Here is a 22,996-nt window from a genome sequence, read left to right on the forward strand (position 1 = left end):
GTGATGCCGAAGACGTCGCACGCGTCGTTGCGCCGATCCCGTTACAAGCCCGATAGGTAGGTGAAATCGCGGTAAGGCGGCCTCAGCCCGCCGGAGCGGGCGTCCAGCTGCGGTCGGGCAGGCTGGAGCAGTCCGGCAGGGGGCCTTCCGGCGTCGAGGCGCCGCCGACCGCCATCCAGATGCCCACCCACTGGCCGCGATAGTCGTCCACGCCCACCGGCCAGTCCATCTGGGGAACGGCTTCGGCCAGGCGGCGGTCCAGCGCGACGTTGCCCGAGCTGCGCACGACCCTCGCCTCGGCCACCCGCGCGGAGCGGTTGCGGGCCCAGCGGATGCAGATGCCCGGCGCACCGCGGGTCGCGGTGGCGGTCGGCTCCTGGGCCGAAGCGGAAGACGGGGAAGCGGCGGCCAGAAGGCCGGCGAGCATCAGTGCAATCATGGATGTCTCCTCGTCGCCCCTCTGGGGATCAGTCCCGGGTGGCGATCATCATGTAGTTGATATCGGCGTCCTGCCCTTCACGCCAGCGGTCGGCCAACAGGTCGTAGGCCAGCCCATACGGCCCGGTCACCGTGACCGGCTCGTGCGACAGCATCCGCCGCAGTTCGTCGGGACGGATGAACTGGCGCCAGTCGTGGGTCCCGGCGGGCACCCAGCGCAGCACGTATTCCGCCGCGACCTTGCCCAGGGCCAGCGCCTTCAGGGTGCGGTTCAGGGTCGCCACGATCATCAGGCCGCCCGGCTTCACCAGCCGCGAGCAGGCGCGCACGAAGGCCTCCGGGTCGGCTACGTGCTCGATGACTTCCATGGTCAGGACCACATCGAACGGTCCTGCGCCTTCGGCTTCCAGCTGCTCGACCGTGGCGGCGCGATAGGCGATCTCCAGCCCCTGCTGGTCCGCGTGCGCCCGAGCGGTGCCGATGTTCTCGCTCGAGGCGTCCACGGCGGTGACCGCGAAACCCAGCCGGCGCATGGGTTCGGCGATCAGGCCGCCGCCGCAGCCGACATCCAGCAGGGTCAGGCCGGCGAAGGCTTCTCGGGTCTTCACGTCGCGTCCGAACCGTTCGGCGACGCGGTCGCGTACGAAGGCCAGCCGGGCCGGATTGAAGCGATGCAGGGGCGCGAACGGCCCTCGTGCGTCCCACCATTCGGCGGCCTGCGCCGAGAAGCGGGCCACGTCCGCGGGATCGATCGACGGCCCCGCCGCCTGATCGTTGAATTCCTTGGCGCCTTGGGGTTCCCGCGCCGATACCGTGCCGTTAGAAGCGACCATGGCGCAGCGATGAACCCGCGCGCCGTTTCACGCAAGACGGAGCGACCTGCGCAAGATGACGCGGCCTGAGTCAGATCGGTTGGTGATGAAGTTCGGAGGCACGTCCATGGGCGACCTCGAACGCATCCGTCGCGCCGCGCGCATCGTCGCCGCTGAGGCCGCTTCGGGCAAGAAAATCGCGGTCGTCGTCTCGGCCATGGCCGGCAAGACCAATGAGCTGGTCGCCTGGACCGACGGCGCGGGCCGTCCCGGCGCGGGCATCGAACTGTCCGACGACGAATACGACGTCGTCGTCGCTTCGGGCGAGCAGGTGACTTCGGGCCTGCTGGCCCTGACCCTGCGCAACATGGGCCTGAACGCCCGCAGCTGGATGGGCTGGCAGATCCCGATCCTGACCGACGACGCCCACGGCCGCGCCCGGATCGAGGACGTGCCGGGCGAGGTGCTGGGCGCCGCCATGGACAAGGGCGAGATCGCTGTGGTCCCCGGCTTCCAGGGCGTCACCCGCGACGGGCGCATCACCACCCTGGGCCGCGGCGGCTCCGACACCTCGGCGGTGGCGGTGGCGGCGGCGCTGGAGTGCCCCTGCGACATCTACACTGACGTCGACGGCGTCTACACGACCGACCCGCGCATCGAAGCCAAGGCGCGGCGCCTCGAAAAGGTCTCCTATGAGGAGATGCTGGAGATGGCGTCCCTGGGCGCCAAGGTGCTGCAGACCCGGTCGGTCGAACTGGCCATGGCGAAACAGGTCCCCGTCCGGGTCCTGTCCAGCTTCATCGAACCCGACGCGAACGGCGTCATGCCCGACAAGGGTGGAACCCTGATCTGCGACGAGGAGGAGATCGTGGAAAAACGCATCGTGTCCGGCGTGACCATGAGCCGCGACGAGGCCCGCATCACCCTGCTGGGCCTGTCCGACCGGGTCGACGCCCCCGCGGATGTCTTCACCCGCCTCGCGGACGCCAATGTGAACGTGGACATGATCGTCCAGTCGCAGGCCCGCACCGCCGGGACGGTCAACCTGACCTTCACCACGGGTCGTAGAGACGCCCAGCGCGCCGCCGAGCTGATGCAGGCCGCGCAGGACCAGATCGGCTTCGAGGAGCTGCGCGTCGATGAGGACGTGGCCAAGGTCTCGGTCGTCGGCGTCGGCATGCGCAGTCACGCGGGTGTCGCCCAGACCATGTTCAAGGCCCTGGCGGACAAGGGCGTGAAGTTCCAGGCCATCTCCACTTCAGAGATCAAGATCAGCGTGCTGATCGATGCGGCCTATGCGGAACTGGCCGTTCGTGCGCTTCATTCGGCCTACGGATTGGAAGCGGTCTAGACCGAAATCGGTTCAGTTGGGCGCAACCCGACTGAACTCAGATTTCGGTCCAGATTAATGCGGGAGCCTGATTCACGGCCTCAGCGGAATCGCGAAGCGATTCCTCCTCAGCCGATCAGGCTCTAGGAATCAAGCTTGGCGGCGCCCATCTGGGGCGTTCAGTCTTCTGGGAGGGGCCATTGCCGGTTGGCGGATTGACGACGAGGGGGCCGCGTAACCTCCTTCGCCAGATCCGCGAGGCTATGGCGGGGGCCGCGCCGGCTCAGGACAGGCTCGACACCGTTGTCAGGATCATCGCCCAGTCGATGGTCGCCGAGGTCTGCTCCATCTATCTGCGCCGCGCGTCCGGCGAGCTGGAGCTTTTCGCCACCCAGGGCCTTAAGCCCGAGGCCGTCCACAACACCCGCCTGCGTCCCGGCGAGGGTCTGGTCGGCGAGGTGGCCCGCAGCGCCGTGCCGATCAGCCTGTCGGACGCGCCGTCGCACCCCAGCTTCTCCTACCGTCCGGAAACGGGCGAAGATCCCTATCACGCCTTCCTCGGCGCCCCCCTGCTGCGCGGCGGCCGGGCCATCGGCGTGCTGGTCGTCCAGAACCGCTCCGAGCGGCGCTATGACGAGGACGAGGTCGAGGACATCCAGACCATCGCCATGGTGCTGGCCGAGACCGTGGCCTCGGGCGAACTGCTGGGCCAGGATGAGCTGCGCGACATCGAGGTCGCGCCGCACCGTCCGGAAAGGCTCAAGGGCCAGCGCTTCGCGGAAGGTCTGGCGTACGGCCACGTCGTCCTGCACGAGGCGCCGGTCGCGCCCGAGAACCTGCTGGCCGAGAACCAGCAGGTCGAGGAGATCCGTCTTCGCGAGGCCCTGATCGGGCTGAAGGCCAATATCGACGGCATGCTGGAAGGCGGCGCCGGCAAGCTGGGCGGCCAGTCGTTCGAGGTGCTGGAAACCTACCGCATGTTCGCCGACGACCGGGGCTGGAACCGGTCGCTGGAGGAGGCGGTGCGCACCGGCCTGACCGCTGAAGCCGCCGTCGACCGCGTCCGCAACGAACACCGCGCCCGCTTCGCCAAAGCACGCGACCCCTACATCAAGGAGCGGCTGCACGACTTCGAGGACCTGGCCAACCGCCTGCTGCGCGTGCTGGCCGGCGACCGTCCGGGCGAGCGCGACCTGCCCGACGACGCCATCCTGGTGGCCCGCAACCTGGGTCCCGCCGACCTGCTGGAATACGACCGCCGCAAGCTGCGGGGCCTGCTGCTGGAAGAGGGCTCGGCGGCCAGCCACGCGGCCATCGTCGCGCGGGCGCTGGGCATCCCCTGCGTCGGACGTCTGCAGGGCCTGCGCGACCGCCTGTCCGAGGGCGATCTGGTCATCGTCGACGGCGAGACCGGCGAGGCCTATCTGCGGCCCAGGCCGGACATGCTGGCGGCGGTCCAGTCGCGCATGGAGGTCCGCCACCAACGGCAGGCCGAGTTCGCCAAGCTTCGCGACACGCCCGCCGTCACCGCCGACGGCCAGCGCATCAGCCTGCTGACCAACGCCGGCCTCGCCGTCGATCTGGAAAACCTGGACGCCACCGGCGCCGAGGGCATCGGCCTGTTCCGCACCGAGTTCCAGTTCATGGTTTCGGAGGAACTGCCCCGGCTCGACAGCCAGACGGCCCTCTACAAGCTGGTGCTGGACACCGCCGGCAGCCGGCCGGTCACCTTCCGTACGCTCGACATCGGCGGCGACAAGGTGCTGCCCTATCTGGAGACGGAGCGGGAGGAGAACCCGGCCTTGGGCCGCCGCGCCATTCGTCTGGGGCTGGACCGTCCCGGCCTGCTGCGCCTGCAGCTTCGCGCCCTGCTGACCGCCGCCGCGGGCCGCGAGCTGCGCGTCATGTTCCCGATGATCGCCACGGTGGACGAGTTCCGGGCCGCGCGCGAACTGGTCGACATCGAATGCAACTGGGCGCGCCGCCGGGGCCGCGAACTGCCGGCCCTGCTGCGGGTCGGGGCCATGATCGAATGCCCCAGCCTGCTGTGGCACCTGGACGCCCTGCTGCCGCTCACGGACTTCGTCTCCGTCGGCACCAACGACCTGTTCCAGTACATGTTCGCCGCCGACCGCACGAACCCGCTCGTCGCGGACCGTTACGACCCCCTGTCGCCGCCGGCCCTGAGGGCCCTGGCCGAGATCCAGCGCAAATGCGCCGACACCGGCACGCCGGTCTCGATCTGCGGCGAGCTGGCGGGACGGCCGCTGGAAGCCTTCGCCCTGCTGACCCTCGGTTTCACCCGCCTGTCGGCTCCGGCCGGGGGCGTCGGACCGGTCAAGCGCATGATCCTGTCCACCGATCTGGCCGCCGCCCGCCGCGGCATGACCAGCCTGTTGGGCTCCTCGTCCGGCTCTGTGCGCGGCGAGCTCGAAACTCTGGCCCGAAAGTTGAACGTCGCGGTTTGATCTGTACCGGGCCGGAACGGCCAAGGTGCTTAACAAATCATTGATCGGTCGACTCTTATGAGTTATCCACAAGGCGAATTCGGAGGGTCTGCGGGGGCAGGCTCAGACTGTCATCCCGATATGATACAGGGGCCGGGTTCGAGTACGGCGGGCGTGGATGACGCGTCGCCGAGTGTGGGGTCGGGCGTTATGGCGCTGGATGCGGGCAAGGGCCCGGAAGAGTATGGTGCGCAGGCTGACTGGAAGGACCTGGTCCCTTCCGTCACGGATGCTCCGACTCTGGGCGAAGGCCTGCGGATCGCGCGGGACCATTCGGGCCGCTCGCTGGCCGAACTGTCCAGCGTCACGCGGGTGCCCAGCCGCTACCTGACCGCTCTCGAGCAGAACGATTTCTCGGTCCTGCCCAACCGCGTCTTCTCGATCGGCTATGTGCGCGCCTACGCCGCCGCCCTGGGTCTCGACGAGCAGCTGGCGGTCGAACGCTTCAAGCGCGAGAGCCCCGATCCGTCTGTGCCGCTGCAGCCGCCGGTCGGCGTCGCCTTCGAGGAGGTGAAGCGCTATTCGCCCCGCCTGATCGCGGGCTGCGCCGTGCTGCTGATCGCCGTAGTCGGCTGGAACGTGTTTCAGCGCGTCAGCCTGATGCGCGCGCCCCAGCCCTCGGACATCGCCGACGTGCCGGAGACCTGGCGTCTGGGCACCGTTCCCGGTCAGGAGGCGGTCATCCGCCTGACCGCGCCGCGTCCGGCGCCGCCCGACCAGACCATTCCCGCCCTCTACGTCACGCCGGGCCTCGAGACCCAGCTGACCGGCATCGATCCGACCTCGCCCGAGGGGATGGCCGCCGCCGCCGCGACCCCGGTGGCCAAGGCCTTCAATCCGCGCGGCGCCATCTACGGCGCCTCCGCCAGCGCCTCGGACGTCATCATCCAGGCCCGCAAGGCCGCGGCCCTCGTCGTACGCATGGCGGACGGTCGGGTGCTGTTCGCCCGCCAGCTGGCCGCCGGCGAGGCCTGGCGTGCGCCCGCGGGCGTGGCCGCAGTGATCGACGCTTCGGACTTCGCCGCCTTCGATGTCTATCTGAACGGCGAGCACGGCGGGGCCCTGCAGGCTGCGCAGACGCCCCTGTCGCAACTCAACACCCGCGCCCAGGCCCTCGCCCGCCAAGCGGCGTCCGAGGTCGCCGCCCGCACCGAGGCCGCCGCCCAGGCGGCCCAGGCCCAGATTCAGGCGGTGGCGCTGCAGGCGACCGCCGCGCCGGCCCCGGCGCAACAGGGCGGCTGACCGGCGCGGCGTTGCGTGTCGTGGCCATGCCGCATTCGTGAGCCTATGTTGTCTCCGCAATGAGCGCTGACCACACCCACGTCCGTCCCTGGCGTCACATCGAACGCCGCAAGAGCCGCCAGATCATGGTGGGCAATGTCGCCGTGGGCGGCGATGCGCCCATCAGCGTCCAGTCGATGACCAATACGCCGACCTCGGACGCCAATGCGACGATCGGCCAGATTCGTCAGCTGGAGGAGGCCGGCGCAGACATCGTCCGCGTCTCCTGCCCGGACGAGGAGTCGACCGCCGCCTTCCGCACCATCGCCCGCGAGGCCAGGGTCCCGCTCGTCGCCGACATCCATTTCCACTACAAGCGCGGCATCGAGGCCGCCGAAGCGGGCGCCGCCTGCCTGCGCATCAATCCGGGCAATATCGGCAACGCTGACCGGGTGCGGGAAGTGATCAAGGCCGCCCGCGATAACGGGTGCTCCATGCGCATCGGCGTCAACGCCGGCTCGCTCGAGCGCGAGCTGCTGGAGAAGTACGGCGAGCCCTGCCCCGAGGCCATGGTCGAAAGCGCGCTGAACCACGCCCGCATCCTGCAGGACAACGACTTCCACGAGTTCAAGATCTCGGTGAAGGCATCCGACCCCTTCCTGACCGTCGCCGCCTACCAGCAGCTGGCCGACGCCATCGACTGTCCCCTGCACCTGGGCGTCACCGAGGCGGGGCCGCTGCGCACCGGCACCATCAAGTCCGCCATCGGCATGGGCTCCATGCTGTGGGCCGGCATCGGCGACACCATCCGCGTGTCGCTGGCCGCGGACCCGGTGGAAGAGATCAAGGTCGGCTTCGACATCCTCAAGTCCCTGGGCCTGCGCCACCGCGGGGTGAATATCATCGCCTGTCCGTCGTGCGCGCGTCAGGGCTTCAACGTCATCGAGACCGTCGGCATCCTGGAAGAGAAGCTGGCCCACGTGACCACGCCCATGTCGCTGTCGATCATCGGCTGCGTGGTCAACGGCCCGGGCGAGGCGCTGTACACCGACGTCGGCTTCACCGGCGGCGGCAAGGGCGCGGGCATGGTCTATCTGAACGGCAAGATCGCCCACAAACAGGCCAACGACGGCATGATCGACGAGATCGTCGCCCAGGTCGAAGCCAAGGCCGCCGAGCTGGACGCCGCCCGCAAGGCGGCCGAGGAACCGGCCTTCGAGGCTGCGGAGTAATCTGCGCCTGTCCCTTCCGGACATCCTGCGCTAGCAAGGCGGGGAAGTCCGGGGAGTTTCTCATGATCCGTTGCGCCGTCACCGCGCTCGCGCTTGTCCTGTCGTTGGGAGCGCTCTCGACCGCGCCCGCCCTGGCCCAGACCGTCCCCGCGACCGCCCAGGCCTCCGCTGCGACCCACGTCCCGCTGACCGCCCCCGACGGCCGCGCCATCGATGTCAGCGTCTGGCAGGCGGCGAACGAGCAGGGCGTCATCGTCTTCAGCCACGGCTGGAACAGCGACCCGGCTCGCTACCACCGCATCATCGACGACTGGACGGCCCATGGCTTCACGGTCGTGGCCCCGATGCATCTGGATTCGCTGCTGCACCCGCGCCACGCCGAAGCCGACGAACGCAGCGTCTTCATCACCCGTATCGTCGATCTGGCGGTCGTGCGCGGCTATGTGCAGGCCTCGCATCCGGGCAAGCCGATGATCGCGGCGGGCCATTCCTTCGGGTCGCTGAATTCCCTGATGGAGGCCGGCGCCGAGACCGTCGCGGGGCCGCTGGGCGATCCGGCGGTCAAGGCGGTCATCGCCCTGTCCACGCCGGGCAAGATCCCCGGCGTGATCAATCCCTCCACCTTCGCGACCGTGACCACGCCGGTGCTGATCGTCACCGGCGACGCCGATCTGGTGCAGGGCTTCGTCACCGAGCCCGCCGACCACCGCTTCGCCTTCGACACCAGCGCGGCGGGCGGCAAGATGCTGCTGACCTTCGCCGGCGGCGACCACAGCCTGGTCGGCAACGCGGACGCCGCCGACTTCGACCTGATCGCGGCCACCACCGTGGACTTCATGCGCGCCCACGCGCTCGGCGACACGGCGGCCAAGGCCCGCCTGGACGCCCTCACAGCGCCCGAGGGCGTGACCATCGAGCGCCGCTGATCTCATGAAACTCTACATCACCGCCCCGTCGCCCTTCGCCCGCAAATGCCGCATCGTCGCGCGCGAGAAGGGGTTGGCGGTCGAAGAGATCTTCGTCGATCCCTACGCCAATGCGCCCGAGCTGCTGGCCGCCAATCCCGTGGTGCAGGTCCCGACCCTGATCGCGCCGGACGGCCTGCCCGTGAACGACAGTCCGGTGATCTGCGAATATCTTGACGCCCTCGGCTCGGGTCCGCGTCTGCTGCCCGCGGAAGGGCCCGAGCGGCTGCGCGTGCGGCGCATCGAGGTGCTGGCCGACGGCCTGCTGGAGATGGGCGTCAAGCTGGTGCTGGAGAAGCGCCGTCCGGAAAGCGAGCGCTCGCCCTCGTGGATGACGCGCTGGACCGAGAACATGCACCGCTGCCTCGACGCGCTGGAGGCCGCCGGCCTGTCGGCGGACGATTTCCACATCGGCGTCCTGAACACCGGCGTGGCCCTGACCTGGATCGACTTCCGCCATCCGGACTTCGACTGGGCGACCGGGCGTCCGGGCCTCGTGGCCCTGCAGACGGCGCTGGAGGCGCGGCCGAGCTTCATGGAAACCCGGCCGGTCTGATCAGGCGATCAGTTCTTCTTGAAGGCCTGCTTGCACAGTTCCTCGCCGAAGGCGCTGCTCATGTTCTGCTCGGCGTTGGCGGCCACGACGGCGCCGATCACGCCGCCGACCATGATGGTGCGGCGGATGTTGTACTCGCCCACCACCGCGCCCGAGGCGTCGGTCAGGCGCGCGACGCCGCTGATCTCGCTCTGGCTCGGCGCGAACAGGGCGATGGCCGCATTGGCCGAGTGGTAACCGTTCAGCGTGACCGTCAGCACCAGCGGATAGTCGCCGTCCGCGCACTCGTTCAGCTTGCTTTGGACGGTGTTCTGGAACTGGGCGGTGAAGTCGCCGCTGACGTTGGAGGGTGTGTTGTGCAGCTGCACCAGCGTCACCCGGCCCCGTGCGGCCGCGTCCTTGGACATGGGATGCACGGCGCTGGTGCCGTTCGACGTGACGCAGCCGGCGAGCAGGATCGCGCCCGAAAGGGCGAGGTGAACAGGCTTCATGAAATCCCCCGATTTGGTCGCATCAGCCCCCCGTGGTCGATGCAAGCTCAGGATATAGCCCCGCTTTCACCGCCTGTCTCCTGCGACCTCACGGTTCGGTGATTGACGTTCCCGGGGGTGGGGTGCGAGTTAGCCGTCAGGTCCGCCGGGGGGCGGACCTTTATCCAAGTCTTGGGGGCTTCATGATTTCCATCCGCACCGCGCGCTTCGGCGTGCAGGCGATCGCGCTTGCCGCGGCCGCCCTGACCCTGCCGGCCTGCGCCACGGTGACTCGCGGCACCAGCCAGAACTTCTCCGTCGAGAGCACGCCCCCGGGCGCGCGCGTCACCACCTCGACCGGCTTCGAGTGCGCGGCCACGCCGTGCTCGTTCCGCATGCCGCGCAAGCCGGGCTTCACCGCCACGGTCTCGATGGACGGCTACGTCACCCAGGAAATCCGGGTCGACAGCCGCATGGCCGGCAGCGGCGCCGCGGGCGCGGCGGGCAACATCCTGATCGGCGGTCCGATCGGCCTTGTGGTCGACGGCACCTCGGGCGCCATGAACGACCTGACGCCGAACCCGCTGGTCGTCGAAATGCTGACCCCGGCCCAGGACGCCGAGCGCCGCCGTCAGGCTGCGGCCGCTCCCGCCGCACCCGCCGCCGCCCGGCCGTAAGGCCCGGCGCACCCTTAGTGCGTTTTCAAGGGGGCGGGACGGACTTCGGTCTGTCCCGCCCTTTCTGTTCAGCCCAACAGGCCCGACAGCTGCAGGCCCTGGAAGCCGGCCAGCAGGATCAGCAGGCCGCCCACCGCATAGGTCATCGGCCGGCGCGGCACGCGCTTGGCGATCAGGCCGGCGAAGGGCGCGGCCAGCAGGCCGCCGACCACCAGTCCGCCCACTGCGGCGGCGTGGTTCTGCAGGGCGTCCGCTTCTTCCCAGTGGCCGCTCAGCAGGGACCAGACGAAGGTGGCGCTGACGGCGACCGTGACGAAGAATTCGGCGGTGTTGACCGTGCCGATGGCGCGGCGCGGCTCCTGCCCGGCGCCGACCAGGGTGGACGACACCGTCGGCCCCCAACCCCCGCCGCCGATGGCGTCCAGGAAGCCGCCGACGGCGCCCAGGGGCGCGACGATCCAGGTCGGGCGGATCAGGCGCGGCTTCACGTCATGGCCGGCGCGCCATAGGATCCAGGCGCCCATCAGGGCCAGGTAGGCGATGACGAAAGGCTTGACGACGTTGCTGTCCAGTCCCGCCAGCACATAGGCTCCGATACAGCCGCCGACGACGCCGGCGGCGGCCAGGGGGAGCAGCATCTTCCAGTCGACGTTGCGGTGCCAGGCGTGGCTGCCCGCCGAGGCCGCGGTGGTGAAGACCTCCGCTCCGTGCACGCTGGCCGAGGCCGTCGCCGGCGGCACGCCGAAGGCGAGCAGCACCGAGGAGGAGATCACGCCGTAGGCCATGCCCAGGGATCCGTCGACGGCCTGCGCGAGGAAGCCGACGACGAGGAACAGTAGGAAGGTTTCCATGAAGGCTCTGCGTGGCGCGGACGAAGATGTCCTGTCGAGCTAATGCGCGAAGCCGCCGGTTGTAACGGCGACGCTGTCACGTTTCCGTCAGGCTGCATTACCCCTTATTCACTGGACCGTGCGTCGTCCGGAAGGCTTCGTCCCGGTTCCGATGCCGTGAAGGGATGATGTGATGATGATCCGAACGCTTCTGGCCGCGACCTTCGCGACCCTCGTATTCGCCGGCCAGGCGTCGGCGCAGATCGGCAATGAGCCGTCCAGGCCCGACCCCGCCTTCGCCTGCCATGTCGGGCTTTATCGCCTCGCCGACGGGACCCTGATCGACGTCGCCCCCATCGACGGTCCCGGCGGCCGCTGGCGGCTGCTCGACGGCCGCACCGCCCGGCTGCGCCAGGACGCCTCGGGCGCCTGGACCGGAACGGAGGGTTGGACGGATCGGCCCGCGGCCCTTCACGCCTCCTTCGGCGACTGCACCACCGCGGACCGCATGACCTTCGACGGTCGCGAGGCGCGTCGTGTCGACCTGCCCATGATCGACGCGCCCTTCACCAGCGCGGACGGGACGCGGCTGGCCGGCCGCCTGATCCTGCCGCCCGGTGACGGCCCGGTTCCGATCATGATCGAGGTGCACGGATCGGAAGCCTCGGCGGCCCTCGACTACAACTGGTTCCAGCGGCTGGCTCCGGCGTCGGGCGTCGGCGTCTTCGTCTATGACAAGCGCGGCACGGGCGGCTCCGGCGGGACTTACGGCCAGAATTTCGACCTGCTGGCCACCGACGCCGCCGCCGCCGTCACCGCGGCGCGCCGGGCGGCGGGCGCCCGCGCCGGAAGGGTCGGCCTGCACGGCGGCAGCCAGGGCGGCTGGGTCGCTCCGCTGGCCGCGACCAAGGTCCCGGTCGACTTCGTCACCATCGGCTTCGGCATGGCCGAGGGCGTCCTGGCCGAGGAACGCGGCGAGATCCGTGACAGCCTAACGGACAAGGGATGGGGACCGGAGGTGCTCGCCGAGGCCGAGAAGATCTTCACCGTCACGACCGCCTTCGTGTCGTCGAACGGCGCGGTCGGCTTCGCCGATCTCGACGCCGTGCGCGCCCGCTATGGTTCGGAACCGTGGTTCAAGGACATCGGCGGCGACTTCACCCCCATGCTCCTCAAGTCGTCGAACGAAGAGATCACCGCCCTTCTCGCCCAGATCCAGTGGGGAATCATGTGGGACTATGACCCCCTGCCGACGCTGCGCGGCCTCGATGTCCCCATGTTGTGGATCCTGGCCGCGAACGACACCGAAGCGCCGATGGAGGGCACGCGCACGCGCCTGACCGCCCTCGCCGCCGAGGGCCGTCCCGTCACCGTCGTCCAGTATCCGGACGCCGACCACGGCATCGTCCAGTTCGAGCCCGGCCCCGACGGGACGCGGATCGAGACCCGCTATGCGGACGGCTACATCCAGGCCGTGCTCGACTGGGCCGCCTACGGCGCGCTGCGCCATGACCTGGGCCGCGGCGAAGTGCTGGCCCGTCCGGCGGGAGGCCGCCGATGAAACCGACCCGCCGTTTCGTCCTGGCCGCCGCAGCCGCCGCGCCCCTGGCCGGCGCCGCTCGGGCCGCCGACATCGATCTGCTGAGCGTGGGCCGTCCGCTGCCCCGGTTCGATCTGCTGAAGCCCGCCGCCCGGACCTATCTGCGCTCGGTCGAGAAGGACGGCGCCCATATCGCCGTCGACATCTGGCGGCGCGAGGTCCGCTTCGAGGAAATCGAGGGCGTCCGGCGTCTTCACATCGTGCAGCGCTGGGACGGGACCGGGCAGACGCCCTCCCTGGCCGAGCGCGACTCCGTCTTCGAGATCGGGACGTTCCGCCCGCTGACCCACATCCGGACCACCACCCGCGACGGGAACCGCGTGGTCGAAGGGTTCCGATTCTCGCCCGAGGCCATCACCGGTCTGTCGGATCTGCCTGACAACAGCCGCGCCGACTTCTCGGTGCCGGCGTCCGAGGCGGCGTACAATTTCGAAACCGACATGGAGATGCTGCAGACCCTGCCGTGGGCGCCGGGGTACGCCGTCTCCATCCCCTTCTATCATCCCGGCGGAGGACCGCCGGCGCGCTATGTCTGGCGGACCGGCGACCAGGCCGTCCTGACCGGTCCGGACGGGTCGGCGATCGACTGCTGGGTGGTCGAGACGGACTACAACTCCGGCGGGGCCTCGATCGCGCGGTTCTGGCTGGCCAAGTCGACCCAGCAGCTGATCAAGATGGAAAGCCCCGGGACGGCCGGAAGCCTGCACCGGAAAACCCTGCTGTACTGACGCCGCATTGGACAGGTCCCGGCGGGCCGGATAGGAGATCGGCCCCTTTCCGGAGAAACCCTTGCGACTTCCCCAGGCCCGGCTCGATCAGGTGCTCGACCGCTTCCACGAGGTGGAGGCGCGCATGGGCGCGGCCTCGGACGGCGCCGAGATCGTGCGCCTGTCCAAGGAGCACGCCGAACTCAAGCCGGTCGCGGACGCCGTCCAGGGCCTGGCCCGGACCCGCGCCGAGATGGCCGACCTGGAAGTGATGGCCGAGGATCCGGAGATGGCCGACATGGCCGCCGAGGAGCTTCAGTCGCTCAAGGATCGCCTGCCGGAGATGGAGCGCGAGGTCGCCCTCCTGCTGGCGCCCCGCGACGCCGACGAGAACGCCTCAGCCGTGCTGGAAGTCCGCGCCGGCACCGGCGGCGACGAAGCGGCCCTGTTCGCCGGCGACCTGTTCCGCATGTATTCGCGCTACGCCTCCACCCGGGGCTGGAAGGTCGAGGTCGACAGCGCCACCGAGGGCGAGGCCGGCGGCTACAAGGAAATCATCGCCACCGTCACCGGCGACGGCGTGTTCGGCCGCCTGAAGTTCGAGAGCGGCGTCCACCGAGTCCAGCGCGTCCCGGCCACCGAGGCGGGCGGCCGCATCCACACCTCGGCCGCCACCGTCGCGGTCCTGCCCGAGGTCGAGGACGTGGAGATCGAGATCCACGACAAGGATATCCGCATCGACACCTTCCGCGCCTCCGGCTCGGGCGGCCAGCACGTCAACAAGACCGATTCCGCCGTGCGCATCACCCACTTCCCTTCGGGCATCGTGGTGACGTCGTCCGAGAAGTCGCAGCACGTGAACCGCGACAAGGCGATGAAGAATCTGCGCGTCCGCCTCTACGACATGCAGCGCCAGATGAAGGACAACGCCCGCTCGGACGCCCGCAAGTCACAGGTCGGCTCGGGCGACCGGTCCGAGCGCATCCGCACATACAACTTCCCGCAGGGCCGGGTCACCGATCACCGCATCGGCCTGACCCTGCACAGCCTGCCGCAGATCCTCGAGGGCGACATCGATCCGATGCTCAACGCCCTGATCGCCGAGGACCAGGCCGCCCGCCTGGCCGACCTGGAAGCCGAGTTCGGCTGACCATCAGTTTCGCGGACGAATCCGCCGCCGCAGCAATCGGTCCGACAGCGCCTCGGCGTGCTTCAGCGTGAAGGCCAGGGCCGCCGGATTGCCGCGCTTGGGTCCGACGCTGTCGGCCATGACTGCCCCCCGTTCGCCCAGCGCCACCGGTTCGCCGGTGGTCGTGTCGATGGCGGTCTGGTGCTCGATCTCGGCGTTCAGTTCGGCGCCCATCAGGATGATCTGCACGCTCAGCCAGGTCCACAGCAGGAAACCCATCATCGCCGCCAGCGGGCCGTAGGAGGCCGTGCGCACGAAGGTCTGCAGATACCAGCTGAAGCCCAGCGACAGCCCCACGCTCAGCAGGGCGGCGAAGATCGCGCCCGGCGTCAGCCAGCGCCATCGCGCCTTCTGCCGGCACGGACCCATGCGGTAGATCAGCGTCAGCGCCGCGCCGTAGATCAGCAGCAGCACCGGCCAGCGGAACGGCGCCAGATAGGCCCACTCGTCGGACAGCCCCAGCACGCTCAGGGCCACGGGCACGCCGACCACCATCCCCGCCGCCAGCAGCACCGCCAGCAGGCCGGACACGGTGAAGGCCATGCACAGCAGGTTATACCGGATCAGGCTGCGCCGCTCGACCTCGTGATAGGCGACGTTCAACCCGTAGAAGAGCACCTTGATCGCCCCGTTGGCCGTCCACAGCGACAGCGCCAGGGTCCAGACCAGGGTGAAGGTCAGCTGGCCGGTCGAGTTCTGGGCCAGCCGCTGCATCTCTCCGCCGAGGAACTCGGTGACCCCCTGGGGAAGCACGGAATACAGGAACTCCAGCCGGCCCCAGGCGTCGTTCGGATCGGCGAACAGGCCGTATATGGTCACGAAGGCGGCCAGGGTCGGGAACAGCGACAGGACCACGAAGAAGGTCACCCCGCCGGCCACGAACCCGACCCGGTCGCCGAAGTAGGAGGCGCCCCAGCGCCAGAAGATGTCGACCCAGCCCTTGTGCGGAATATGTTCGGGCCGTCGCGCGGTCCGGCCGCGCCCGGGCTCCTTGGCGTCGAAATCCTCGGGCGTGGGCGGTCGCGGGGGCAGGGGCTCGGGCCGCTGCGGACGCAGCTCCACCCCGAACTTGTGCCCGCGCGTGTACAGCAGGTGCGCGGCTCCCGCGCCGGCGGCCAGGCCGCCCAGGATGGCCCCCGCCACGCCCCACAGACTCGGTCCCGTCTTCCTGTCCAAGCCTGTCTTTCCCGACTGTCGCTGCATGGGCGCGACAACGGCCAAGCTGCCCCTGCCGTTCCCCGCTTCTTGCGGACCCCGCGAACCCCGTCATAGCTTGGGGTGGTTCGGGGAACCATCATGCGGATCAGAAGTCTCGTCTTTCTCGTCGGACTGGCCATGACGTCCGTGGCGGTCGCCGCGCCGTCGCCGTCAGCCCCGCAGGCGTCCCGAACCGCCCCGGACCCGGACGATCCCCTCTCCGGCCCCTGGAGTTCGGAAGCGCTGGAGGAGGCGGCCGCGCCGCTCTTCAAGCTTCGTCGCCTGAACGGCGCGGCCGCCGGCGACGGGGCCCTCGAAACCCGGCTCTCGGCTACGCCTGACGCGGCCGAAAGGGCGCGGCTGTTGACCGCCTATGGCGTGACCCTGATGAGCGAAGACAGCGACGACCCTATCGCCGCCGCGGCTCTGGCCCTGCCCTATATGAAGCGCGCTGTCGCCGAGGGACGCCAGGGTTTCGCCGCGGACAGCCGCATGCTGGCGATGCTGCTTTCGGACGCGGCCAGAACCGAGTTCATGGCTCGCGGATCCCAGACATCGGCGGATGCGGAGCGGTGGTTGGAAGAGGCCCATCGCATCCGCGTGGCGCGGTTGGGCCCCGGTCATATCGAGACGCTCTCGACCCTGACCGGATTGGCCGACATTCGCAGCGTCGCCGACGGTCTCAACGAAGATCCGGCGCGCGTGCAGGCGGTCGCCGCCCTCTATGAACCGCTGCTAGGGGCGGATCCGGTGGAGGGGACGGATCGCCAGGACCTGACCATGCTGTTCAACCAGTGGACGGTCTTCCTGGCCGGCGCGCGGCGGCCTGATGAGGCCTGCGCGGTGCTGGACAAGATGAATGCGCTGTCGGACCGGCTGGGTCTCGACATGGGCTATGCCGGCTACGTGCTGGGCGAAGCCCTGTCGGAGGCCGGCTATGCGGATCGCGCCGCGCCCCTGATCGATCTGGAGGCGTCGGCGATGGCGCTGCTCGGAGCCCGGGCTCCGACGCCCGGCAAGCCGCCCCGCTGTGGTCGGTAGAGCTTGAAATCGTCGGCCAGCCGCGCCAATCCGTCCACATGACCGACGCCGCCTCCGCCCGCACCCTGCTGACCGCCTGGAAGGCCGCCACGGCCGATCTCAAGGCCGCCCGAATCGACAGCCCCTCGATCGACGCCCGCCTGTTGCTGGAGGTCGCCGCCGACTGCTCGCGCACCGACATCCTGACCGACCCCTACCGCGTCGTGACCGACGCGCAGCGGGCCGTGCTGGACGGCTATATCGCCCGCCGTCTGAAGCGCGAGCCGGTGTCGAAGATCCTTGGCCAGAAGGGCTTCTGGAAGATCATGCTGAACGTCACGCCCGACGTCCTCAGCCCGCGCGCCGACACCGAGGCCCTGCTGGACGTGATCATGCTGGCCTACGCCCCGCATGAGGCCTTCACGATGATCGACCTGGGCACCGGCTCGGGCGCCATCCTGCTGGCCACCCTGGCCGAGCGTCCGGCGGCCAAGGGGGTCGGCACCGACATCTCGACCGAGGCCCTGGCCGTGGCGCGCGAGAACGCCGCCAACCTGGACCTCGCCGGCCGTTGCGACTTCATCCGCACCGAATGGGCCACCGGCTTCGCGGAACACAGCTTCGACCTGGTGGTCTCCAACCCGCCCTACATCCCCTCGGGCGACATCGCCGGCCTCGATCCCGAGGTGCGCGAGCACGATCCCCACCTGGCGCTGGACGGCGGCGAGGACGGCCTGGTCGCCTATCGCGAACTGGCGCCCGAGATCATGCGCATCCTCAAGCCCGGCGGGACCTTCGCGGTCGAGATCGGCTGGGATCAGGGGCCGCAGGTCAAGGCCCTGTTCGAGGGTGCGGGATTCGAGAACGTCATCGTGGTCAAGGACCTGTCCGACCGCGACCGCGTCGTCACCAACGGCCCCAATCCGCGGACCAATCCGATTCCGAAGATGTGAGGCGAGGGGGGCTGTATGGCGTCGCCATACAAATCCCCTTGGAAACGCCACGATCCCGCGCTAAGTCTCCCTTGTCTCCCACCCGAAACGCACGCCTCGAACCGCTCTGGTTCCTGACTCGCGCGCGTTCAGGGCAGTGACGGTCGGGCCAGTCGCCCGGCGGACCACGGGGCGGCACGGCTTTCCGAACACATCGCCAGCGGGGAATAGGCCCCGCCCGAGACGGAACACCCCCGGACGGATACCGAGCCTTCGAGGTCCGGTCCGCCCTCCCCATCAAGGCACGGTAGCGTCCGATGAGAGATTTCAAGGGCATGAAGCGTCAACGCGGACGCAACAGGAAGCCCGGCAGCGGCGGCAATAACAACGCCAACGCCACCAACCCCAATCGTTCCTGGGACTCGCAAGGACCCGAGAACATCAAGGTCCGCGGCAACGCCCAGACCGTCTATGAGCGCTACATGCAGCTGGCGCGCGACGCGTCGGCCGGCGGCGACCGCGTTCTGGCCGAGAACTACACCCAGCACGCCGAACACTATTTCCGCGTCCTACGCGCCCTGCAGCCCCAGCGTTCGGTCTCCGAGATCGCCCAGCGCGAACTGGCCGGTCAGGGCTTCGACATCGACTTCGAGGACGAATCCGGCGCCCAGGCGGCGGCCATCATGGCCGCCCAGCAGGCCGAGGCTGACCGCGTCGCCCAGCAGGAAGCCCGCCAGCGCGAGCAGGAAGAGCGCCAGAGCGAGCGCTCGAACGAACAGCCCCGCCGCGAATGGCGCGACCGCGACGATCGTGAGCCGCGTGAACCCCGCGAACCGCGTGAGCCGCGCGCCGAAGGCGCCGTGCCCGCCCCCGCCGCTGATGGCGAGGCCCGCGAGGGCGGTCGCCGTGAGAGCCGCCGCGAACGCTGGGAGCGCCGCCGGGACGAACGCAACCGTCGCTTCGACGGCGAGGGCGACGCTCCCGCCGACGCCGCCGGCGACGAGGCTTCCTTCGAGGCCGAGCCCGCGCCCGTCGCGGAAGCCGCTCCGGTCCAGGCCCCGGAACGCGCCGAGCGCGCCCCGCGCCGTTCGCGCCGCGAGGAACAGCCCGCCGACGAGGCGCCCACCGCCCTGCCGGGCTTCCTGACCCGTTCGGCCGCGTCCGCTCCGGCGCCCGAGACGGCCGCTGAAGAGGCTCCGGCGCCCAAGCGCCGCGCGCCGCGCCGCAAGGCCGACGCCCCCGCCGAAGACAGCTGACGCGTCCTCCCGCGAGGGGAGAAGCGCCATCGCCGATCCGGTGTTCAACGCTCCCGCGACGCGAGGGCGCTTGACGCCGGCCGTCCGGACCGGTCCAAAAGAGCCGAGCCACGCCCTCAGCCTGAGTTCGGGAGCGCCCATGCCTCGTCTGTTCCGGCTGCCGACCCTGATCGTCGGCGCCGTTCTGGCCTTGTCCGCCTGCGCCACGCCGCCGGCACCGCCTCCGCCCCCGCCGCCGTCGGGAGCGCCTGGCGCGACCCTGCGCGACTGGCGCAGCATCGTGACCGCCGCCGACCGCGACCGCTACGCGCGCCGCGACGCGGCCTGGTCGCTGGCCCTGCAGCAGGCGCGCCGCCAGCGCGGCTCGGGCGACCTCAACAGCCTGGGCGACCTGATCGATCCGGATGCGCGCCGTCCGTCCGTCATTCCCCCCGTCGGCGCCTATCGCTGCCGCACGGTCAAGCTGGGGTCCCAGGGGGGCGAGGACGGTCTGGGCTACGTCGTCTACGGCTGGTTCGCCTGCAGCATCGAACAGACCCGCAGCGGATTGAAATTCGTCAAGCTGACCGGTTCGCAGCGGCCCGCGGGCCTGCTGTTCCCCGAGGACGACCGCCACATGGTCCTGCTCGGCTCCATGGCCCTGGCCTCCGAGCCCCCGGCCAACTCCTACGGCCAGCGTCCCGACCGGGACCTGATCGCGACGCTGGAGCGGATCGGCGAGCGCCGCTGGCGGCTGGTGATCCCCTGGCCGCAGAACGAGTCCAACCTTGACCTGATCGAGCTCGTTCCCGCCTGATCGGAAACCCGATCGTTCGTCGCCCGTTGTGCAAGCTCAGCCATATGGAGCCTGCCCGATGCGGACCCTGATCGCCGTCGCTTCCGTCGCCGCCCTGGTTGCGGCGTGCGGCGACAATCCGCCCCCGTCGACCGGCGACAGTTCCGCCGCGCCCGCGCCCGCCGAAAATCCGGCCGCCGCTCCGGCTCCAATCCCTGAGAAGGCCGAACAGGCCGAGGCTTCCGGCTGGCGCGGGATCGCGTCCGCCGCCGACGCCGCCAATCTGGGCCGCCTGGACGAGGCCTGGCGCCTGGCGCGCGCCGAGGCGGAGGACAAGGGCTTCGCCTCGCAGGTCGAGGCCCTGGGGCCGCTGGTCGATTCGAACGCCGGCCAGGCCGGGCGGCTCCAGCCCTCGCCGGGGACCTATCGCTGCCGCACGGTCAAGCTGGGGGCCAAGGCCGAGGGCGGGCTGGCCTATGTCGCCTATCCCTTCTTCCGCTGCATGGTCGAGCTGACGCCCGGCGGCGACCTCGTCCTGACCAAGACGACGGGATCGCAGCGCACGCGCGGGCTGCTTTATCCGGACACGGACCGTCGTCTCGTCTTCATCGGCGGCCAGGCCTGGGGCGCGGACGAAACCGGCTTCCCGGCCTACGGCGCCCAGTCCGAACGCGACCAGGTCGGCGTGTTCGAACGCATCGGCCCCGAGCGCTGGCGCATGGTCGTGCCGTGGCCGCGCGTGGAATCCAAGCTCGAGATCCTCGAACTGGCGCGCTGACGGGGGCTCAGCCCTTCGGCGTGCAGGCCAGCGGTTCGCGGTACAGGGCTCCGCCCGGGTCGAGGCGGCGCGCTTCGGCCAGCTGGGCCTCGGCGTCCTCGCATCGGCCCAGCGCCGCCAGCGCCGCCGCATAGGAATGGCGCACCGGCGCCAGTTCCGGCCGACCCGCGACGGCACGCTCGCAATAGGTCACGCCCTCGGCGGCCCGGCCGGCCTCGACCAGGGTGTAGCAGTGGTTGTTCTGGGTCAGCGGGTCCGCGGGCTGCAGATCCAAGGCGCCCTTGCTGGCGGCCACGGCGGCCTCGTAGTCGCCCAGTTCCGTCAGTGTCCCGGCGCGGCGGCTCAGGGCCTCCCAGCCGATGGCGGGAACCGCCAGATACATCACCCGCGCCTTCTGGAAGGCCGTGGGATCGCTGTCCTTCAGGATCGGCAGAAGGATGCTGAGGATCAGGGCGCGCAGCTCGTCGTTGACCGGCATCAGGGCGTAGGCGGGCGTGTCCGCCGGCGGACGACCGTCCAGGAAGCCCCATGCGATGGCGGCGTCGGCGCGGGCGTCTTCCACGCGACCGCCATAGCGGCGGGCGTCGGCTCTGAAGGTGTGGAACACGATATCCGAGGTCATGGCGTGACCGGGGATCTCGGCCTTGTCATAGAATCGCAGCGCCTCGGTCAGGTCGCCCCGCATGTAGGCCTCGGTCCCCAGGTTGATCATGGCCAGGCTATAGGCGGGCGTGCCTTCCCGCGCCGCGTCCGCGCAGGCCTGCCAGCCGGCGAAGGTGGGGCCGACGCAAGCGGGCGGCATGGACCCCTCCTGCACCTGCGGCGCGGCGGTCAGGAGGGTGAGAAGCAACGAGATCATCAGGTCAGCCCTTCGCCAGCCGCAGGTCTTGATAGTCGTAGCTGAAGTCCGCGTCCGGACTGACCGCCTTCAGCATCGCCGCAACCGCCACGCCGTTCTCGACCTTGAAGGTCACGAACACGTCCTCCTCGCGCTTGTCGGGGAAGCGGGTGCGGAAAGTGTCGCCGTCATAGGGCTCCAGCGGCCCCTTCAGGGCGTTGGTGCGGGTGAAGTCCAGGTGCAGGCCCGTGCGGCGGTTGCGGCCGCGCCCGGTGGTGCGCTCCTCGATCCGGATCTCGCCGTACCAAGGATCGCGCCACGCTCCGGCATAGGCCGCGATGGGCAGGGACGGCGCGGCGCCCGCCGCTTGCTTGGCGTCGATCTCGGCGGCGGCGGCGATGGATTTCGCATTGCCTTCCTGCGTCAGCCGCACCCCGTCGGCGATCCAATCGAAGCCGGTCTTGCCCATGATGATGTCGGCGATGCCGCTGCGCAGGGTGCGCGTCAGCTGGCTTTCTTCCGCGTTGGTGAAATAGCTGAAGCCGGCGTTGCGGCCCGGCAGCAGCACCGTGCCCGACAGATAGCCGGGGGCGCCGCCGCCGTGGGTGATGAACCGCTCGCCGCGATAGTCCTGCACCTGCCAGCCGGTGGCGTACGTCGAGGCGATGGCCCGGCCCGGCAGCTCCGCCGTCGGTCCGCCCGAACTGGAGATGATGATGTTCGGCCGCCACATCTCGTTCGACCGCGCCTCGGACCACAGGCGCGTCCCGTCGGGCAGGGCGCCCCTGTTCAGCTGCACGGCGATCCACTTGGCCCAGTCGACCGGATTGGTGACGAAGCCGCCGGCGGCGCCCGCCGCCGACCAGTCCCAGACCTCCTTGATCGACTGGCCGATGGTCTGCATCGGCCCCTGGTAGCGCAGCGGCGGTCCGATCCGGCCGTGCGGCAGCGCCGACTTGGCGGGGTCGGCGTGGGTCATCAGCGGCAGGGTCTCGGTCATGCCCAGCGGCGTCAGGATGCGCGTCTGGATGAACTGCTCCCACGGCATGCCGCTGGCCGCCGCGACGACCTCGCCCGCCGCCACGAACATCAGGTTGCAGTAGTGGTACGCGGTGCGGAAGCTGTCCTCGATCGGCACGTGCGGGATGGCCGCCATGATCTCGGCCCGACTGCGGTTCCCGTTCGGCCAGAACAGCAGGTCGCCCGCGCCCAGGCCGAAGCCGATGCGGTGGCTGACCAGGTCGCGCACCGTGACCATGTCGTTCAGCTCGGGCTTGGACAGGCTGAACCCGGGCAGATAGGTCCGCACGGGTTCGTCCCACTTCACCTTGCCCTCGTCGATCAGGATCGACAGGGCGGCGCACGTCACCGCCTTGGTGTTGGACGCGATGGCGAACAGGGTGTGCTCGTCCACCGCCGCCCCGCCGATGGCGCGCACGCCGTAGCCGCGGGTCAGCACCGGCCGGCCGTCCTTGACCACGGCGACCGACACCGCCGGCTGATCGGGGAAGGCGGCCATGGCCCGCTTCACGAAGGCGTCGACCTGATCCGCCAGCGCCGTCTGGTCCGCCGTCTGGGTCCATCCGGTCGCGGGCAGGGCGGCGGCGCCGGCGGACGAGATCAGCGCCGCGCGGCGCGTGAGACGGATGGACATGGAGACGCTCCC

Annotated in this window: 22 protein-coding genes; 15 read left to right on the plus strand and 7 right to left on the minus strand. The window is 70.0% G+C overall.

The annotated features are described in order from the left end of the window. Positions 1–82: 82 nt before the first annotated feature. Together AC07NB_RS09055 and ubiG are read right to left on the minus strand one after the other, a co-directional pair. A complete protein-coding gene (locus tag AC07NB_RS09055) occupies positions 83–439 on the minus strand; it encodes a hypothetical protein (RefSeq protein WP_494570377.1) in 357 nt (118 codons plus the stop codon). Between the two features lie 28 nt (positions 440–467). Continuing rightward, the gene (gene ubiG / locus AC07NB_RS09060) at positions 468–1,271 is read right to left on the minus strand and encodes a bifunctional 2-polyprenyl-6-hydroxyphenol methylase/3-demethylubiquinol 3-O-methyltransferase UbiG (RefSeq protein WP_494570376.1); all 804 of its coding nucleotides are present in this window, start codon (positions 1,269–1,271) and stop codon (positions 468–470) included. Between the two features lie 55 nt (positions 1,272–1,326). Here ubiG and AC07NB_RS09065 point away from each other — a divergent pair, with 55 nt between their 5' ends. The 6 genes from AC07NB_RS09065 (at position 1,327) to AC07NB_RS09090 (ending at position 9,061) form a co-directional block, all read left to right on the plus strand. Beyond that, positions 1,327–2,601 carry an aspartate kinase gene (locus tag AC07NB_RS09065; protein WP_492311777.1) on the plus strand — a complete coding sequence of 425 codons (1,275 nt, stop codon included), beginning with the start codon at positions 1,327–1,329 and terminating at the stop codon, positions 2,599–2,601. A 242-nt stretch (positions 2,602–2,843) separates the two neighbouring features. After that, positions 2,844–5,048 (plus strand): phosphoenolpyruvate--protein phosphotransferase, encoded by a 2,205-nt coding sequence (gene ptsP / locus AC07NB_RS09070; protein WP_494570375.1) that lies wholly within the window; start codon positions 2,844–2,846, stop codon positions 5,046–5,048. Positions 5,049–5,222: 174 nt separating this feature from the next. Beyond that, positions 5,223–6,329 (plus strand): helix-turn-helix domain-containing protein, encoded by a 1,107-nt coding sequence (locus AC07NB_RS09075; RefSeq protein ID WP_492311775.1) that lies wholly within the window; start codon positions 5,223–5,225, stop codon positions 6,327–6,329. Between the two features lie 59 nt (positions 6,330–6,388). After that, complete coding sequence (gene ispG, locus AC07NB_RS09080) at positions 6,389–7,540, plus strand: flavodoxin-dependent (E)-4-hydroxy-3-methylbut-2-enyl-diphosphate synthase (protein WP_492311774.1); 1,152 nt, start codon at positions 6,389–6,391, stop codon at positions 7,538–7,540. A gap of 62 nt (positions 7,541–7,602) precedes the next feature. Further along, entirely contained in the window at positions 7,603–8,466 is an 864-nt protein-coding gene (locus AC07NB_RS09085) for an alpha/beta hydrolase family protein (protein WP_494570374.1), read from the plus strand. Between the two features lie 4 nt (positions 8,467–8,470). Continuing rightward, complete coding sequence (locus AC07NB_RS09090; protein ID WP_494570373.1) at positions 8,471–9,061, plus strand: glutathione S-transferase N-terminal domain-containing protein; 591 nt, start codon at positions 8,471–8,473, stop codon at positions 9,059–9,061. Positions 9,062–9,069: 8 nt separating this feature from the next. Here AC07NB_RS09090 and AC07NB_RS09095 read toward each other — a convergent pair whose 3' ends face one another. Then, positions 9,070–9,552 carry a hypothetical protein gene (locus AC07NB_RS09095; RefSeq protein WP_494570372.1) on the minus strand — a complete coding sequence of 161 codons (483 nt, stop codon included), beginning with the start codon at positions 9,550–9,552 and terminating at the stop codon, positions 9,070–9,072. 182 nt (positions 9,553–9,734) lie between these two features. Between AC07NB_RS09095 and AC07NB_RS09100 the strand changes: the two genes are divergently transcribed. After that, entirely contained in the window at positions 9,735–10,208 is a 474-nt protein-coding gene (locus AC07NB_RS09100) for a translation initiation factor 2 (RefSeq protein WP_492311770.1), read from the plus strand. Positions 10,209–10,276: 68 nt separating this feature from the next. Here the strand turns inward: AC07NB_RS09100 and AC07NB_RS09105 are convergent, their stop codons facing one another. Beyond that, positions 10,277–11,059, minus strand: coding sequence for a sulfite exporter TauE/SafE family protein (locus AC07NB_RS09105; protein ID WP_494570371.1), 783 nt, complete (start codon positions 11,057–11,059; stop codon positions 10,277–10,279). Positions 11,060–11,231: 172 nt separating this feature from the next. Here AC07NB_RS09105 and AC07NB_RS09110 point away from each other — a divergent pair, with 172 nt between their 5' ends. From AC07NB_RS09110 to prfA, 3 genes are all read left to right on the plus strand, one after another. Further along, entirely contained in the window at positions 11,232–12,599 is a 1,368-nt protein-coding gene (locus AC07NB_RS09110) for an alpha/beta hydrolase family protein (RefSeq protein ID WP_494570370.1), read from the plus strand. Then, on the plus strand, positions 12,596–13,366 hold the full coding sequence (locus AC07NB_RS09115) for a DUF3108 domain-containing protein (protein ID WP_494570369.1): 771 nt from the start codon (positions 12,596–12,598) through the stop codon (positions 13,364–13,366). Before AC07NB_RS09110 ends, AC07NB_RS09115 begins: the two co-directional genes overlap by 4 nt. Before the next feature lie 61 nt (positions 13,367–13,427). Further along, positions 13,428–14,495 carry a peptide chain release factor 1 gene (prfA, locus tag AC07NB_RS09120; protein ID WP_291839191.1) on the plus strand — a complete coding sequence of 356 codons (1,068 nt, stop codon included), beginning with the start codon at positions 13,428–13,430 and terminating at the stop codon, positions 14,493–14,495. 3 nt (positions 14,496–14,498) lie between these two features. On the opposite strand, the gene AC07NB_RS09125 is transcribed toward prfA, so the two are convergent. Then, on the minus strand, positions 14,499–15,710 hold the full coding sequence (locus AC07NB_RS09125) for a YihY/virulence factor BrkB family protein (RefSeq protein ID WP_291839187.1): 1,212 nt from the start codon (positions 15,708–15,710) through the stop codon (positions 14,499–14,501). A 120-nt stretch (positions 15,711–15,830) separates the two neighbouring features. On the opposite strand from AC07NB_RS09125, the gene AC07NB_RS09130 reads away from it, so the two are divergent. From AC07NB_RS09130 to AC07NB_RS09150, 5 genes are all read left to right on the plus strand, one after another. Then, positions 15,831–16,772 (plus strand): hypothetical protein, encoded by a 942-nt coding sequence (locus AC07NB_RS09130; protein ID WP_492311766.1) that lies wholly within the window; start codon positions 15,831–15,833, stop codon positions 16,770–16,772. A 38-nt stretch (positions 16,773–16,810) separates the two neighbouring features. After that, a complete protein-coding gene (prmC, locus tag AC07NB_RS09135; protein ID WP_494570368.1) occupies positions 16,811–17,704 on the plus strand; it encodes a peptide chain release factor N(5)-glutamine methyltransferase in 894 nt (297 codons plus the stop codon). Positions 17,705–18,018: 314 nt separating this feature from the next. Further along, positions 18,019–18,939: a DUF4167 domain-containing protein gene (locus tag AC07NB_RS09140; protein WP_494570367.1), complete on the plus strand. Its 921-nt coding sequence runs from the start codon at positions 18,019–18,021 to the stop codon at positions 18,937–18,939. Between the two features lie 139 nt (positions 18,940–19,078). Further along, complete coding sequence (locus AC07NB_RS09145) at positions 19,079–19,735, plus strand: DUF4893 domain-containing protein (protein WP_494570366.1); 657 nt, start codon at positions 19,079–19,081, stop codon at positions 19,733–19,735. A 58-nt stretch (positions 19,736–19,793) separates the two neighbouring features. Next, positions 19,794–20,492, plus strand: a complete 699-nt coding sequence (locus AC07NB_RS09150) for a DUF4893 domain-containing protein (protein ID WP_494570365.1) — start codon at positions 19,794–19,796, stop codon at positions 20,490–20,492. A gap of 7 nt (positions 20,493–20,499) precedes the next feature. Here the strand turns inward: AC07NB_RS09150 and AC07NB_RS09155 are convergent, their stop codons facing one another. Then, positions 20,500–21,351 carry a tetratricopeptide repeat protein gene (locus tag AC07NB_RS09155; protein WP_494570364.1) on the minus strand — a complete coding sequence of 284 codons (852 nt, stop codon included), beginning with the start codon at positions 21,349–21,351 and terminating at the stop codon, positions 20,500–20,502. Positions 21,352–21,355: 4 nt separating this feature from the next. After that, positions 21,356–22,984 carry a serine hydrolase gene (locus AC07NB_RS09160; RefSeq protein ID WP_494570363.1) on the minus strand — a complete coding sequence of 543 codons (1,629 nt, stop codon included), beginning with the start codon at positions 22,982–22,984 and terminating at the stop codon, positions 21,356–21,358. Between the last annotated feature and the right edge of the window lie 12 nt (positions 22,985–22,996).

This window comes from Brevundimonas sp. GW821-FHT09G01 (assembly GCF_059416065.1).